Origin of the sequence: Klebsiella sp. SWET4, from assembly GCF_024296565.1 — a bacterium.
Classification (GTDB): Bacteria; Pseudomonadota; Gammaproteobacteria; order Enterobacterales; family Enterobacteriaceae; genus Klebsiella; species Klebsiella variicola.
Window position 1 is genome coordinate 520,772 of record NZ_JANCOB010000001.1, and the last position, 14,835, is coordinate 535,606.

A 14,835-nucleotide genomic window follows, 5' to 3' on the forward strand; every position below is an offset into this window, starting at 1 on the left:
TGCATGCCGATTTATCAGATTGATGGACTGACGCCAGTGGTGCCGGAGGAGAGCTACGTCCACCCAACCGCCGTGCTGATTGGCGACGTGATCCTCGGCAAAGGGGTCTATGTTGGGCCCAACGCCAGTCTGCGCGGCGATTTTGGCCGCATCGTGGTCAAAGACGGCGCCAATATTCAGGACAACTGCGTCATGCATGGATTCCCCGGCCAGGATACGGTGGTGGAAGAGGATGGCCACATCGGTCACGGCGCTATTCTGCACGGCTGCGTGATTGGCCGCAACGCGCTGGTGGGCATGAGCGCGGTGATTATCGACGGGGCGGTCATTGGCGAAAACAGCATTGTCGGCGCTTCGGCCTTTGTCAAAGCCAACGCCGAGATGCCCGCCAACCATCTGATTATCGGCAGCCCGGCAAAAGCGATTCGCACCCTGAGCGAACAGGAGCTGGCGTGGAAAAAACAGGGTACCCGTGAATACCAGGTGCTGGTGGAGCGCTGTAAGCAGACGCTGCATCAGGTGGAGCCATTACGGGAAGTGGAAGCAGGGCGTAAGCGACTGGAGTTTGATGAAAACCTGCGGCCAAAAACGCAGCGCTAACTTTTCAGGGCAACCCGGAGGGGCTCAGTGGATTAGTGCTCAGCCAGTTCACGAAAGAACGCCGGGTTGGCCTGGATAACCGCCAGTACTTTTGCTGCCAGGCCTGTCGGGTTGCGCCGCCTGGACTCCCAACTTTTGATAGTATCCACGCTGGTACCCAGCGCTTTTGCCATTTCCGCCTGCGAAACATTAAGCTGCGTGCGGATGGCTTTCACATCAGCAACTTCATAGCGCGTCGCTCGGGCTGGGGCCTTGTTGCCGTCTTTGATCTCAACAGCCTCTTCCAGGGACGCCTTAAGCTCGTCGAAGTAACCCATTTCAAACCTCATTTTTTAGTCACCGGGTCAGTTTCCTGAGTTCGTTTTTTTCCGCTGCGCTCAGGCTCACTTTGGTGTGCTTCGGGTAGGCTAAGACGAGATAGATAATCTCGCGGGTTGCCAGAAAATAAATCACCCGCACGCCGCCGCTTTTTCCCTGTGAGCCTGTCGCCATTCTTATTTTCCGTAACCCGCCGGTATCCTGGATAAGATCGCCGAAATCCGGATTGCCTATGAGTTGCCTCTGCAGTGCCCTCAGATCTTCATCGCTGGCCAGCTGTTTTATCTGGCGGGTAAATAGCGACGTTTCGATAAATTCAATGGCATGACACACGAAAACGCTCCTTGCTAAGGTACCATGTACACCATCGAGTGTACATAGTACGCACTCCTGTTTTTGACCATGACAACGGTTGCCGTCAGCGACCGGGAGTGAGCCAGATTCGCGCGGCGACAGCCATGGTACAGGCTGGTGGCTTAAGCGTTGGAATGATGTGTGAATTTACGAGGCGGCTCGTAAAAGGGGGATGGGCGAGGGGAAAAAACACTCCCGCCGAGCGGCGGGAGTGGAAATCTTAGGCTGCAACCACGCTGTCGATGGCCGCTTTGGCATCGGACTGCGCTTTGGCCGCCACTTCCGGGCCGTAAGCGATACCTTCGGCGAACACGAAGTTCACGTCGGTGATGCCGATGAAGCCGAGGAAGGTGGACAGGTACGGGGTGACCAGGTCGGTCGGGGTATCTTTATGGATACCGCCGCGGCTGGTCACGACGACCGCACGTTTACCGGTCACCAGACCTTCCGGCCCTTTCTCGGTGTAGCGGAAGGTAACGCCGGCGCGAGCCACCAGGTCAAAATAGTTTTTCAGCTGCGTCGGGATGTTGAAGTTGTACATCGGCGCAGCGATAACAATCACATCATTGCCTTTCAGTTCGGCGATCAGCTCGTCGGAAAGGGCCAGCGCTTCCTGCTGACGCGGAGTCAGCGGCGCGTCGCTCGGACGCAGGGCACCAACCAGTTCACCATCCAGAACCGGGATCGGATTAGCGGCCAGGTCACGCACGGTGATCTCGTCGCCCGGGTGTTTTTCCTGCCATTGTTCAACAAAATAGTCGGAAAGCTGACCAGATTGTGAGTACCCTGCCAGAATACTGGATTTCAGAACTAATACTTTGCTCATGGGTGTTTCCTTTTTTAATGTGATTGACGGGTCAATGCCCTGGTGCTTGTTGACACTGTATTCACAATCGCGCCACAGAGATAGCGCAATATATCGAATCCTATATTCAGATTTTTTGAACAAGGCACGGATGACACAGATGTGGTACTCTAAGGCAATACTTCAAAAGAGATTTTCCCGGCAGAGCTCTGCCCGATAACGCTATGACAGAACAACAAAAAATCACCTTCCCCCAGCTTTATCAACAGCTCGACGGCCTGATGCTGCGCGATAAAACGCGCTTCGCCCGCCGTCTGCACGGTGTGAAGAAGGTTAAAAATCCTGAATCGCAACAGGCCATCCTCCAGGAGATGGCGCAGGAGATAAGCCAGGCAGCCGGTAAAGTCCTGCTGCGCGAAGCGGCGCGTCCGGCCATCACCTATCCTGAAAACCTGCCGGTTAGCCAGAAAAAACAAGAGATTCTCGAGGCGGTGCGCGATCACCAGGTGGTGATCGTCGCCGGGGAGACCGGTTCGGGTAAAACCACCCAGTTGCCAAAAATCTGCATGGAGCTGGGCCGCGGGCTGAAAGGGCTGATCGGCCATACCCAGCCGCGTCGTCTGGCCGCGCGAACCGTCGCCAACCGTATCGCCGAGGAGCTGCAAACGGAGCCGGGCAGTTGCATCGGCTATAAAGTTCGCTTTAGCGATCACGTCAGCGACAACACCATGGTCAAGCTGATGACCGACGGTATTCTGCTGGCGGAGATCCAGCAGGATCGCCTGCTGATGCAGTACGACACCATCATTATCGATGAAGCGCACGAGCGCAGTCTGAACATTGATTTTCTGCTCGGCTATCTGAAAGAGCTCCTGCCGCGCCGCCCGGACCTGAAAATCATCATTACCTCGGCGACCATCGACCCGGAACGTTTCTCAAAGCATTTCAATCATGCGCCCATTATCGAAGTCTCCGGGCGGACTTACCCGGTGGAAGTCCGCTACCGGCCGATAGTGGAAGAGGCGGACGACACCGAGCGCGATCAATTACAGGCGATTTTTGATGCGGTTGACGAACTGGGGCGCGAAGGGCCCGGCGATATTCTGATCTTTATGAGCGGTGAGCGGGAAATTCGCGATACCGCTGATGCGCTGAATAAGCTGGATCTGCGCCATACTGAAGTGCTGCCGCTGTATGCCCGCCTGTCCAACAGCGAGCAGAACCGCGTCTTCCAGCCGCACAGCGGACGACGCATCGTGCTGGCGACCAACGTGGCGGAAACTTCGCTGACCGTGCCGGGCATTAAATACGTTATCGATCCCGGTACTGCGCGTATCAGCCGTTACAGCTACCGCACCAAGGTGCAGCGCCTGCCGATCGAGCCGGTTTCCCAGGCGTCCGCCAACCAGCGTAAGGGCCGCTGCGGCCGCGTTTCGGAAGGGATCTGTATTCGTCTTTATTCGGAAGACGATTTCCTGTCGCGCCCGGAGTTTACTGACCCGGAAATTCTGCGTACCAACCTGGCGTCGGTCATCCTGCAGATGACCGCCCTGGGCTTAGGCGATATCGCCGCCTTCCCGTTTGTCGAAGCGCCGGATAAGCGCAACATCCAGGATGGCGTTCGTCTGCTGGAAGAGCTCGGCGCCATCACCACCGATGAGCAGGCCACCGCCTATAAGCTGACGCCAATGGGCCGCCAGCTCAGCCAGCTGCCGGTGGATCCCCGTCTGGCGCGCATGGTGCTGGAGGCGCAGAAGCACGGCTGCGTGCGGGAAGCGATGATCATCACCTCCGCGCTGTCGATTCAGGACCCGCGCGAGCGGCCGATGGATAAGCAGCAGGCCTCCGATGAAAAGCACCGCCGTTTCCACGATAAAGAGTCCGATTTCCTCGCCTTCGTCAATCTGTGGAACTACCTTGGCGAGCAGCAGAAGGCGCTGTCGTCGAATCAGTTCCGCCGCCAGTGCCGGGTCGATTTTCTTAACTATCTGCGCGTGCGCGAGTGGCAGGACATCTACACCCAGTTGCGCCAGGTGGTGAAAGAGCTCGGCCTGCCGATCAACAGCGAGCCGGCGGAATATCGCGAGATCCATACCGCGTTGCTGACCGGTTTGCTGTCGCACATCGGCATGAAGGATGCCGATAAGCAGGAGTTTACCGGTGCGCGTAACGCCCGCTTTTCCATCTTCCCGGGGTCCGGTCTGTTTAAAAAGCCGCCGAAGTGGACGATGGTGGCGGAACTGGTGGAAACCAGCCGGCTGTGGGGGCGCATCGCCGCCCGCATTGAGCCGGAGTGGGTCGAGCCGGTCGCGCAGCACCTGATCAAGCGCTCATACAGCGAACCGCACTGGGAGCGGGCGCAGGGCGCGGTGATGGCGACGGAGAAGGTCACCGTCTACGGCCTGCCGATCGTTGGCGCACGCAAGGTCAACTACAGCCAGATCGACCCGGCGCTGTGCCGCGAACTGTTTATCCGCCACGCGCTGGTGGAGGGCGACTGGCAGACGCGGCATGCCTTCTTCCGGGAAAACCTGAAGCTGCGGGCGGAAATCGAAGAGCTGGAGCATAAATCGCGCCGCCGCGACATCCTGGTGGATGACGAAACCCTGTTCGAGTTCTACGACCAGCGCATTAGCCACGACGTCATCTCCGCCCGTCATTTTGATGCCTGGTGGAAGCAGGCCAGCCGCGAAACGCCAGACTTGCTCAATTTTGAAAAGAGCATGCTGATTAAAGAAGGGGCGGAGCAGGTCAGCAAGCTGGACTACCCGAACTTCTGGCATCAGGGGAATCTCAAGCTGCGGCTTAGCTACCAGTTTGAACCGGGCGCCGATGCCGATGGCGTGACGGTGCATATTCCGCTGCCGCTGCTGAACCAGGTGGAGGAGGCCGGATTTGAGTGGCAGATCCCAGGCCTGCGTCGCGAGCTGATTATCGCGCTGATAAAATCGCTGCCGAAGCCGGTGCGGCGCAATTTCGTCCCGGCCCCTAACTATGCGGAAGCGTTTCTCGGCCGGGCGACGCCGCTTGAGCTGCCGCTGCTTGATTCGCTGGAGCGTGAGCTGCGTAAGATGACCGGCGTGACCATCGACCGCGAGGCTTGGCAGTGGGATCAGGTGCCCGATCACCTGAAAATCACCTTCCGGGTGGTAGATGACAAAAACAAGAAGCTGCAGGAAGGGCGCTCGCTGCAGGCGTTGAAAGACGCGCTGAAGGGCAAAGTTCAGGAGACGCTGTCGGCGGTGGCCGATGACGGCATCGAGCAGAGCGGGCTGCATATCTGGAGCTTTGGTACGCTGGCGGAAAGTTACGAACAGAAACGCGGCAACTATAAGGTGAAAGCCTGGCCGGCGCTGGTGGACGAGCGCGACAGCGTGGCTATCAAGCTGTTTGATAATCCACAGGAACAGCAGCAGGCCATGTGGCGTGGTCTGCGCCGCCTGCTGCTGCTCAACATCCCGTCGCCAATTAAGTATCTGCACGAAAAACTGCCGAACAAAGCCAAGCTTGGGCTCTATTTTAACCCGTACGGTAAAGTGCTGGATCTGATTGACGATTGCATCTCCTGCGGCGTTGATAAGCTTATCGACGAGGCGGGTGGTCCGGTGTGGACGGAAGAGGGCTTCAGTCAATTGCACGATAAAGTGCGAGCCGAGCTCAACGACACGGTGGTGGAGATCGCTAAACAGGTCGAGCAGATCCTCACCGCGGTGTTCAATATCAACAAACGGCTGAAAGGCCGCGTGGATATGACCATGGCGCTGGGGCTGTCGGATATCAAAGCGCAGATGGCGGGTCTGGTGTATCGCGGTTTTGTCACCGGCAACGGTTTCCGCCGTCTTGGCGATACGCTGCGTTATCTGCAGGCGATTGAAAAGCGTCTCGAGAAGATGGCTATCGATCCGCACCGCGATCGCGCACAGATGCTGAAAATTGAGAGCGTGCAGCAGGCGTGGCAGCAGTGGCTGAATAAGCTGCCGCCGAACCGCCGTGAGGACGACGATGTCCGGGAGATCCGCTGGATGATCGAGGAATTGCGGGTGAGCTTCTTCGCCCAGCAATTGGGCACCCCGTATCCCATCTCGGACAAACGCGTCCTGCAGGCGATGGAACAGATCACGCCGTAATCCCCTCATTCCCCAGCCCGGTGGCGCTGTGCTTGCCGGGCGGGGGCATATCCTGAGGCTGATACTCATCAGTACGCCGCACCCGATAATCTTCCCGCCCCGGATGTGGCCCATACTGGTTCTCCCGGACGTAAAATTAACGGATTCTGAAAATCAACCCGGTGGCTTGGGGAACCTGCTTTATTGGCGTATGTTTAGCCTCGCTTTGCCGGATAAACAGGACACGGAGTCTATTTTTACGATGATGGCTATGTACAGACTATTTATGCTAGTGTCGGCCATTCTTGTTATTACGGCGTGTAAGCCTTTCGTTGACGCTTTTTCCTGTGATGAAACACAGCGGGCGATCAACGATGCCAATTTTTTTATTTTGACCTATCTTCCGCCGCTCAATGGTGAGGTGCAGAGCGTAAAAATTGACGGTAGGCAAAATAACGACGCAGGCACGCTGCGTTTTGCCCGGTGCCGCCGGCTGGAAAGTTACGAGCGAGCAAAAACTTTTAATACTGCGAATGACTCCACGATAGTCAGAGATAATGTTCACTGGCGAAATGATAAAGGATGGATGCGGGAATATATCCGACAGACCCGGAGCGCGGCGGGAAATATCAGAAAAATGGTCATGCGTGAGCAGTTCTACACCGATAATCTCGGGCGCATTGTACGTTCAGAGAATCTACTCGTGTCGCAGCAACCGCCCAAAGCCATGAGCACGACCACCTATCACTATGACGACCGCCACCGGCTGGTGCGTAAAACGGTCAATGGCGGCATGATGGCCATGCTTGCTGTCAATTATCGCTACGCGGAAGGGCATTTAAGCCGCATTGCCGACTCGGATGCGACCACGACGCTGCGTTGGGATGAAAAAGGGCGGTGGTTATCCGAGGAAAGAACCACCACGTATAGTACAAAACACCAGTCGCGCTGTTTAGGCTGGGACCCCGAGGGGAACTGTACCGGGGAATATGGCGAGCATGAAGGATACGGCGGAAAAAGCGACGCGTCTCTGCACTATCAGTATACGTATTATCCCCAATGATCGTCAGCGGACGAATGCCGCTGGTGACGCGTCCCGGCGCGGGTTTTCTCCCTCTCCCTGGGGGAGAGGGCCGGGATGAGGGCATCAGGCCGCCCGGATCTTACCCATTCACCAGCGCCAGCGTAAACCCATCCCATCCCTTGATGCCCACCGTCTGCAGCGCGGTGGCAGTGAGCCGCGGGTTATCCCCGATCATTTCGATAAACCGACGCACGCCCTGCACGCGCGCATCATCGCTTTGTCCGTTAATCACTTCGCCATCGCGCACCACGTTATCGCCCACGATCAGCGTCCCGGGGCGCGAATAGTGCAGCGCCCACTCCAGATAGCGAGGATTATTAGGTTTATCGGCATCAATAAAGATCAGGTCGAACGGCTGCACATTCGCGAAATTTTCCAGCGTGTTCAGCGCCGGTCCTTCAATGAGTTCAATGCGCTCGTTTAGCCCCGCAAGGCGGATATTCTGGCGCGCCACCCCGGCATGGCCAGGATCGGCCTCGAGGGTAATCAGCTTTCCGTCGGCGGGCAGCGCGCGCGCCATCCAGATAGCGCTATAGGCGCCGAGCGTGCCAATTTCCAGGATCCGCCGCGCCTGCGTTATGCGCACCAGCAGCGCCAGAAGTTGCCCCTGATTGGCCGCAACATCATGTTCAGGTAGCCCGGCGCGTTTGTTGTTTTCCAGTACCTGACTCAGTATGTCATCTTCAGGAATAAGCGAAGAAATCATGAAATTATCGACGGCAGACCACTGTTGTTGCATAGATTGACTCCCTGGTGGTTGTTGCCGGGTAGCGCTGCGCTACACCGGCCTGAATATGGGTTTCTGCGCTCTCCACGGTTGTGGACCGGCGCGCACAGGGGATTCACGCGTTCATCCAGCCGCCTCCCAGCGCCCGGTAAAGATCGATCTGCGCCAGCAGCAGGTTGTTCTTCACCTGCACTACGCTAAGCTGGGTGGAGAACAGCGTTCGCTGGGCATCGAGCACATCCAGATACGAAGAGTAGCCGTTACGGTAGCGATTCTGCGCAATGCGCAATGTTTCCTCCGCCACCGCCACCTGCCCCTGCAGTTCGGCCAGCTGTTCGCCGTAGCGGCTAATGGCGTCAAGGCTGTCATTCACCTCTTTGAACGCGCCGCGCACCGTTTTCTCGTAGCTATAGAGCGCCTGGTTGCGCTGGGCCATGGAGACATCCACCTGGGCATTTAACGCCTGGCGGTTAAGCAGCGGCGCCAGAATACTGCCGCCGACGCTCCACAGCCGCAGCGGGTTGTCCAGCAGGTCCGGCAGTGTACGATCCTGCATGCTGCCGGTAGCGGTGAGGTTGATAGACGGCAGCAGCTGCGCCTGCGACGAGGCCAGGGTGGCATCGGCGGCCACCAGCTGACGCTGAGCCTGTACGATATCCGGGCGGCGGTTGAGTAAGGTGGACGGCAGTTGCGACGGCAGACGCAGCGGAGTGAGCTGGGCGAACTCGCCGCGTTTTACCGCGCCGGGGTTATCACCCAGCAGCACGCTGAGCGCATTTTCCTGCTGCGCAATCTGGTGCTGTAGCGGCGGGATCTGCGCCCGCGTTGAGCGCAGCTCCGAATCTGCCTGCATCAGCTCAAGGCGTGAAGTATACCCGGTTTCAAACTGACGTTTGGCCAGGCGCCACGCGTCTTCCCGTGATTTCAGCGTCTGCTGGGTAACCCGCAGCTGCTCATCCAGCGACAGCAGGGTCACGTAGCCGACGGCCACCGAGCTGGCGACGCTTAGATTGGCCGCGGCTGCAGCGGCTTTTTGCGCCTCGAGGCTGGCTCCGGCGGCGCTGGCCGCGCTGCGGTTGGCGCCCCAGATATCAACATCATAGCTGGCGGTCAGGCCGCCTTTGTACAGCGTGCTATGGATTGGCAGGCCGGTGGCGGCGGACTGCGCGCGGGCGCGGGTACCGCTCAGGCTGGCGTCCAGCGAGGGGAAAAGGCTGCTGTCGGCGGCATAGGCCCGCGCCTGATACTCATTCACCCGCTCCCGGGCGATCAGCACATCGCTGTTATAGCGCAGCGCCCGGTCGACATACTGGTTGAGCGTGCTGTCATGAAAATTGCGCCACCAGACGCCTTCCACCGGGCTGGCCGGGCCAACGTCGGCCCGCCAGGCGGCAGGGATGGTCAGGGTCGGCTGCGCGCGCTGCACGTCGGCGGATTGACAGCCGACCAGCGCGAGGATGACGGCAAGGGTGACCGGGCGGATCATGGCTGTTTCTCCGCGCGGGTATCAATGGTCACCTGCACCGACATACCGGGACGCAGGTGTTCGCTGTACTTCTGCCCGTCGTTGACCGTAATGCGCACCGGGATCCGCTGGGCGATCTTGACGAAGTTGCCGGTGGCGTTGTCCGGTGAGATGGCGCTGAATTCCACCCCGGTCGCCGGGGAGATGCTCTGCACCTTGCCATGGAAACGCTCACCGTTGAGCGCGTCGACGGTGAAGGTGACCGGCTGGCCGATACGCACCTCGGCAAGCTGGGTCTCTTTCAGGTTGGCGATCACCCAGTGCTGGGGCGGGACCAGCGAGGTCAGATGGGTTCCGGCGCTGACGTAGGCGCCAAGACGTACCGAGATCTGCCCCAGCTGGCCGCCGGTGGGGGCGATGATCTGCGTATTCTGCAGGTCGATCTGCGCCAGCTCGAGGGCGGCTTTGGCGCTGGCCACGTCGGCTTCCAGCGAATCGCGATTGACGATGGTCGATTCACGGTCCTGGCGCGACATCTCCAGCGCCGCTTTCGCCTGTTCAATATCCGCAGCCCCTTGCGCCGCGCTGGCGCGCGCCGAATCACGCTCGCGGATCGACAGCGAACCATCGGCAGTCAGCTCCTGTACCCGTTTTAAATCGGCCTGGATTTTCAGATTCTGCGCGCGGGCGTTTTGCAGCGCGGCTTCATTTTTGGCGATCGTCGCCTCGGCGCTTTTGCGCTGCTGCAGATTGTTGCGCAGCGCGGCCTCCTTCATCGCCAGGGTAGCCTGGGCCTGATGCACCCGCTGTTTATAGATGCGATCGTCTATCTGGAACAGCACCTCGCCCGGCTGGACAATTGCGAAATCTTTGACGTTGACGGCGGTGATGTAGCCGTTGACCTGCGGGCTGATAAAGGTGGTCTGCCCGCGCACATAGGCGTTATCGGTAAACTGGCTATGCCGGGTGAACGGCGGCAGTTGCCAGGCGTAGAGGATCACTAATACGCCGACGAGGCCTATTGCTGCGGCGGTAAAAATGGAGACCACGCGAATGTTGTTCCGGGTGTTGGCCTGTTGTTTGGCCGCATCCTGCTGACTCATAACGACTCCAGAGATGAAATGATGATAATTATTTGCTGCCGGTGGCGCGTTTTAAGGCGATACGGGCGGTCAGTCGTAAGCGAATTAAGCGCCAGAAAACCCACACTAATGTGCCGGCGGAGATGGCCGCCGTCAGCAGATAGGTGTCATTCCAGGCGAGAATATTGGCCTGCAGCGTCGCGGCGTTTTGCAGCAGGGTGGTGGCCTGAACGTTAAGCAGGGTGCTGTCGCCGATCTGGCTCTGATACATCTGGCTATACTGCTGCAGCCGCTCGACGATCAGCGGGTTCAGGGTGGTGATCTGGTCCGCCAGCTGGCTGGAGTGAAATTTTTCCCGCCAGGTCTGGAAGGTGCCGAGGATCGCCGACCCCAGCAGACCGCCGATGTTCTGGCTCATGCCGAATAGCACCGAGAAGCTGACCAGGTTGCGCGGATCGGCAAACACGCCGCCAATGCCGGCGAGCATCGCCGGGGCCAGAAAGAAGGCGCTGCCGAAGCCGAGTAAAAACTGGCTGAACATTAATTGTTCCGGACGGGTGAGGGCGTTGGACTGGCTGTCGAGCAGCGAGGCTACCATGATCAGCGCCAGGGCGGTGGCGGTCGGCCAGTAGAGCTTCTGCGGGTTGAGCGTCAGACAACTGGCGATGATCCCGCACAGAATGCCGGCGAAAATTGACCATGCGAGGTTAGTCATCTGTTCGTTTTGCAGACCAACGTACTGCAACCAGCCGATGACCCCGGTGTTTTGCTCCGCCAGCACGATGCGGATCAGCAGCATAATCAGGCCGAGGCGTACGATGCTGCCGCTGGAGAGCCACTTGGTATTGAGCAGGGGATTGCTGCGGTTATGCTCAAAGGCGATAGCGGCGACGATCAGCACCACCGCTGCCGCCAGCGACCAGCCGATCCACGGCGCTTCAAACCACCACTCGAGCCGCCCCAGCGACAGCACGGCGCACACCAGCGCCATGCCGGGCGCCAGCAGAAAGAAGGTGATAAAATCCTTCTTCTCGAACACCTTTTTACGATCGCTCGGCGGCAGTTTCAGCGCGATGACGCAGGCCAGCGACACCAGCGCCAGCCCGAGTTCAAAGAAGTAAAGGCCGCGCCATTCATCGATCTGCAGCAGTTCGGTGGAAAAGAGACGCGCCAGCGGAATGGCCAGCGACGAGCCGGTGATGCCGATGGTTAGCCCTTTCAGGCGGTGGCGTGCGGGCCAGGCCTGCACCTGGTAGTAGATCCCCAGCGAGCTGAGCGCTGCGGCCACCATGCCGTGGGCGGCGCGGACCATCATCGCCGAGCTGAGATCGTTGACGAACAGGTGGAAAAAGGTGACCAGCACATAGAGCACCAGAAAGCCTTCGGTAAAGGCGCGCAGCCCAAACTGCTGGCGAAATTTCACCAGCAGCAGGTTGATGGAGACGTTGGTCATGACGTACACCGCCGGCAGCCAGGCGATCTCGGTCGACCAGGCGGCGAAGGTGCCCTGCAGCAGCTGCAGGTTGGCGGTGACCACCGCGTTGCCCAGCGCGCCGGTGAGGCACACCAGCAGGCCGACCACGCCATAGGCGAGACGTTTCTGCGGACTGTGCAGCGGCGTCGAGGGCGAGCCAAGCAGGGCTGGTTTTTCATGCGGCGCCCAGTCATGCGGGGCATAGGGGTTATCCTGGCGACGGGGCATTATTTCTTCTCCACTTCGCGCAGCAGTTTTTCCAGCACCCGCTGAGTTTGCTCCCGCTCCTGCGGGGTAATCGCCGTCAGGATCTCTTCGCGCAGATCGTCCGCCACCGTTTTGACCTGCTCATACAGCGCCATTCCCTGCTCGGTGGCGACCAGCAGCCGCTTACGTTTATCGCTGGCGGTGGTGACACGCTCCACCAGGCCGAGGGCGACCAGCCGGTTGATCAGCGGCACAATGGTCGGACTCTCTACCCCCAGCTCCTGCGCCAGTTCGCTTTGCGACAGCGGCTGTGGCTGGCGGGCAATGGCCGCGACCGCCACCCAACTGGCCTGGCTCAGGCCAAGGTCCTTTAGCCGACGGTTGACCGCCAGCCGCCAGTGATGGGCGGTGAGGTATAAAAGATGGGAGAAGTTAAGCTGTCGATTGTCCATAGGTCGTCTGTCAATATCGTTAGAGCTCTAACGAGTTTATGTCGGGCGACCGCCATAATTCAAGGCGAAGGAAAAAAATTGGTTAACGGTATGTGCGTTTATTGTGGCTAATAGCGATGGGTTAACCCGCGAACCCTCTACTCACTGAGGATGCTCTTATTCTGCGCCATGACCCAGGTGATAAAGGCCCGTAGCGGCACCGGTATATGTTTCCGGCTCGGGTAGTAGACGCAGAAATGGTCGGCAGGATAGTGGTAGTCGGGTAACAAACGGACCAGGCTGCCCGCGCTCAACTGCTGCGTCACCAGCGACTGATAGACAAAGGCGATGCCTAATCCGCTCTCCGCCGCCTGGATCATCGCCGTATCGGAATCAACGACCAGATCGCCTCTGACCGAAACTTCGCTGGGCTCACCGCTGGGGCTAATAAACTCCCAACGGTACTTTTCACCGCTGGGAAAACAGCGGTTGATGCAGCGGAAATTGACCAGCGACTGCGGGGTGTCGGGCTCGCCGGCCTCGCGGATATAGGCCGGGCTGGCCACCGGGATCAGCGACAGCTTCTCGCCAAAGGGGATGGCAATCATATCTTTGGGCACATCCTGCGAATAGCGAATACCGGCGTCAAAACCGGACTCAATAATATTGACTTTCCGATCGGTGGTATACAGTTCGAGCGTTACATCGGGATAGGCGGTTTTAAAGGCAATAAAATAGTGTTGAAAAAAAAGGTCAAGAACAATACGCGGTAAATTGACTTTCACCACGCCTTCCGGCGTCAGGCGATGATAATTCAGGCTGTCAACCACCCGGCGATAATCATTGACCACCGGCGTCATATTATTAAGAAATTCCTCACCCACGGCAGTTAATGACAAACTGCGCGTCGAGCGATTCAGCAGGCGCACGCCTAACTTTTCTTCCAGATGATTAATAGCGCTGGTGAGGGCCGGTGGTGAAAGATTTAATGCCCTGGCGGCCTGGCGAAAACTGCCATGTTTCACTATGAGTATTAATATTTCAATTTGTTGCAAATCCGGCAAGGTTTTCATTGTTAATTTCCAGCTAACACCGCGTTCGGAATAGATTAATTGTTATCAATGTAAAAGGGAAGTATATATTTAATAACATTCAGCACGTAAGGAAAATAAGGTGAAAACACGTTATCTCGGAAAAGAGAAGTTCCAGGTTTCCGCATTGGGTCTCGGGTGTATGGGAATGAGTTTCGCCTACGGCGGCGCCGAGGAGTCGCAGGCGATTAATACGATTCATGCCGCGGTGGACATGGGCGTGACCTTCCTGGATTCTGCCGAAGTGTATGGTCCTTTCGATAATGAAGTTCTTGTCGGGAAAGCGATAAAAGGTATCCGCGATAAGGTGCAGATTGCCACCAAGTTTGGTTTTCGTATTTTGCCGACCGGCCAGGGACTGGAACGGATGGCCGGCGTCGACAGTCGTCCGGAACATATTCGCGAGTCAGTGGAAGGGTCGCTGAAGCGGCTGAATATCGAGACCATCGATCTGCTCTATCAGCACCGCGTCGATCCGGCGGTGCCGGTGGAAGACGTGGTGGGCACCATGGCCGACCTGGTTAAAGAGGGGAAAATTCGCCATATCGGACTGTCGGAAGTCTCAGCCCAGACGCTGCGCCGGGCCTGTAAGGTGCATCCGATTACCGCCGTGCAGACGGAATACTCGCTGTGGACCCGCGAGCCGGAGGCCGGTATTCTCAACGCCTGCCGCGAGCTGGGGGTGGGCTTTGTCCCATACAGCCCGCTGGGACGCGGCTTCCTGACGGGAAAAATCACCGATCCTGGCGTCTTCGCTGAGGATGATTTCCGCCGCAATCTGCCGCGCTTCCAGGCCGAGACCATGCGCAAAAACCAGCTGCTGCTTGAGCGCCTGCAGCAGGTGGCCACGCGCTATGACGCGACCCTTGCGCAGATTGCCCTTGCCTGGGTCATGAGCAAAGGCGAGGATATCGTGCCTATCCCGGGGGCGAGAAAAATTGCCCATCTGCGTGATAATGCCGGAGCCGCCAATATTACCCTCTCTCCTGAGGATATTCTCACCATCGAAGATATTTTCACTCCCGATAACGTCACTGGCTTACGCTATAACCAGGGCGACTTTAACTTAATCGAAAAATAACCCCCTGAAT

The 14,835-nt window shown here is 58.2% G+C and carries 12 protein-coding genes and 1 pseudogene; 4 read left to right on the forward strand and 9 right to left on the reverse strand.

Going from position 1 to position 14,835, the window contains the following annotated elements; all coding sequences use genetic code 11:
• Positions 1 to 3 precede the first annotated feature (3 nt).
• Positions 4 to 600, forward strand: coding sequence for a phenylacetic acid degradation protein PaaY (gene paaY, locus NKJ21_RS02780; protein ID WP_008805114.1), 597 nt, complete (start codon positions 4 to 6; stop codon positions 598 to 600).
• 32 nt (positions 601 to 632) lie between these two features.
• On the opposite strand, the gene nadS is transcribed toward paaY, so the two are convergent.
• The 3 genes from nadS to azoR all read right to left on the reverse strand — a co-directional run bounded on the left by nadS (position 633) and on the right by azoR (position 2,098).
• Entirely contained in the window at positions 633 to 917 is a 285-nt protein-coding gene (gene nadS, locus NKJ21_RS02785; protein ID WP_023297513.1) for a NadS family protein, read from the reverse strand.
• Positions 918 to 936: 19 nt separating this feature from the next.
• The gene (locus tag NKJ21_RS02790; RefSeq protein ID WP_254732689.1) at positions 937 to 1,251 is read right to left on the reverse strand and encodes a type II toxin-antitoxin system RelE/ParE family toxin; all 315 of its coding nucleotides are present in this window, start codon (positions 1,249 to 1,251) and stop codon (positions 937 to 939) included.
• A 241-nt stretch (positions 1,252 to 1,492) separates the two neighbouring features.
• Positions 1,493 to 2,098: an FMN-dependent NADH-azoreductase gene (gene azoR, locus NKJ21_RS02795; protein ID WP_002902889.1), complete on the reverse strand. Its 606-nt coding sequence runs from the start codon at positions 2,096 to 2,098 to the stop codon at positions 1,493 to 1,495.
• 203 nt (positions 2,099 to 2,301) lie between these two features.
• On the opposite strand from azoR, the gene hrpA reads away from it, so the two are divergent.
• Both hrpA and NKJ21_RS02805 read left to right on the forward strand, forming a co-directional pair.
• The gene (gene hrpA / locus NKJ21_RS02800) at positions 2,302 to 6,204 is read left to right on the forward strand and encodes an ATP-dependent RNA helicase HrpA (RefSeq protein ID WP_032754215.1); all 3,903 of its coding nucleotides are present in this window, start codon (positions 2,302 to 2,304) and stop codon (positions 6,202 to 6,204) included.
• 241 nt (positions 6,205 to 6,445) lie between these two features.
• A complete protein-coding gene (locus tag NKJ21_RS02805) occupies positions 6,446 to 7,246 on the forward strand; it encodes a hypothetical protein (RefSeq protein WP_232756780.1) in 801 nt (266 codons plus the stop codon).
• A gap of 100 nt (positions 7,247 to 7,346) precedes the next feature.
• Here the strand turns inward: NKJ21_RS02805 and NKJ21_RS02810 are convergent, their stop codons facing one another.
• The 6 genes and pseudogenes from NKJ21_RS02810 to NKJ21_RS02835 all read right to left on the reverse strand — a co-directional run bounded on the left by NKJ21_RS02810 (position 7,347) and on the right by NKJ21_RS02835 (position 13,726).
• Positions 7,347 to 8,006: an O-methyltransferase gene (locus NKJ21_RS02810; protein WP_032754220.1), complete on the reverse strand. Its 660-nt coding sequence runs from the start codon at positions 8,004 to 8,006 to the stop codon at positions 7,347 to 7,349.
• A 103-nt stretch (positions 8,007 to 8,109) separates the two neighbouring features.
• Complete coding sequence (locus NKJ21_RS02815) at positions 8,110 to 9,480, reverse strand: efflux transporter outer membrane subunit (protein ID WP_040968456.1); 1,371 nt, start codon at positions 9,478 to 9,480, stop codon at positions 8,110 to 8,112.
• Positions 9,477 to 10,562 carry an HlyD family secretion protein gene (locus NKJ21_RS02820; RefSeq protein WP_008805107.1) on the reverse strand — a complete coding sequence of 362 codons (1,086 nt, stop codon included), beginning with the start codon at positions 10,560 to 10,562 and terminating at the stop codon, positions 9,477 to 9,479. Before NKJ21_RS02820 ends, NKJ21_RS02815 begins: the two co-directional genes overlap by 4 nt.
• A 28-nt stretch (positions 10,563 to 10,590) precedes the next feature.
• A pseudogene (locus tag NKJ21_RS02825) lies at positions 10,591 to 12,243 on the reverse strand (MFS transporter).
• On the reverse strand, positions 12,243 to 12,674 hold the full coding sequence (locus tag NKJ21_RS02830; RefSeq protein ID WP_008805105.1) for a MarR family winged helix-turn-helix transcriptional regulator: 432 nt from the start codon (positions 12,672 to 12,674) through the stop codon (positions 12,243 to 12,245). Before NKJ21_RS02830 ends, NKJ21_RS02825 begins: the two are co-directional and overlap by 1 nt.
• Before the next feature lie 137 nt (positions 12,675 to 12,811).
• Positions 12,812 to 13,726, reverse strand: coding sequence for a LysR family transcriptional regulator (locus NKJ21_RS02835; RefSeq protein ID WP_008805104.1), 915 nt, complete (start codon positions 13,724 to 13,726; stop codon positions 12,812 to 12,814).
• A gap of 100 nt (positions 13,727 to 13,826) precedes the next feature.
• On the opposite strand from NKJ21_RS02835, the gene NKJ21_RS02840 reads away from it, so the two are divergent.
• A complete protein-coding gene (locus tag NKJ21_RS02840) occupies positions 13,827 to 14,825 on the forward strand; it encodes an aldo/keto reductase (RefSeq protein ID WP_008805103.1) in 999 nt (332 codons plus the stop codon).
• Positions 14,826 to 14,835 lie beyond the last annotated feature (10 nt).

Coding starts and splice junctions, on each gene's coding strand:
- paaY (WP_008805114.1), top strand. CDS start 4: ATGCCGATTTATCAGATTGATGGACTGACGCCAGTGGTGCCGGAGGAG.
- nadS (WP_023297513.1), bottom strand. CDS start 917: ATGGGTTACTTCGACGAGCTTAAGGCGTCCCTGGAAGAGGCTGTTGAG.
- azoR (WP_002902889.1), bottom strand. CDS start 2,098: ATGAGCAAAGTATTAGTTCTGAAATCCAGTATTCTGGCAGGGTACTCA.
- hrpA (WP_032754215.1), top strand. CDS start 2,302: ATGACAGAACAACAAAAAATCACCTTCCCCCAGCTTTATCAACAGCTC.
- NKJ21_RS02805 (WP_232756780.1), top strand. CDS start 6,446: ATGATGGCTATGTACAGACTATTTATGCTAGTGTCGGCCATTCTTGTT.
- NKJ21_RS02810 (WP_032754220.1), bottom strand. CDS start 8,006: ATGCAACAACAGTGGTCTGCCGTCGATAATTTCATGATTTCTTCGCTT.
- NKJ21_RS02815 (WP_040968456.1), bottom strand. CDS start 9,480: ATGATCCGCCCGGTCACCCTTGCCGTCATCCTCGCGCTGGTCGGCTGT.
- NKJ21_RS02820 (WP_008805107.1), bottom strand. CDS start 10,562: ATGAGTCAGCAGGATGCGGCCAAACAACAGGCCAACACCCGGAACAAC.
- NKJ21_RS02830 (WP_008805105.1), bottom strand. CDS start 12,674: ATGGACAATCGACAGCTTAACTTCTCCCATCTTTTATACCTCACCGCC.
- NKJ21_RS02835 (WP_008805104.1), bottom strand. CDS start 13,726: ATGAAAACCTTGCCGGATTTGCAACAAATTGAAATATTAATACTCATA.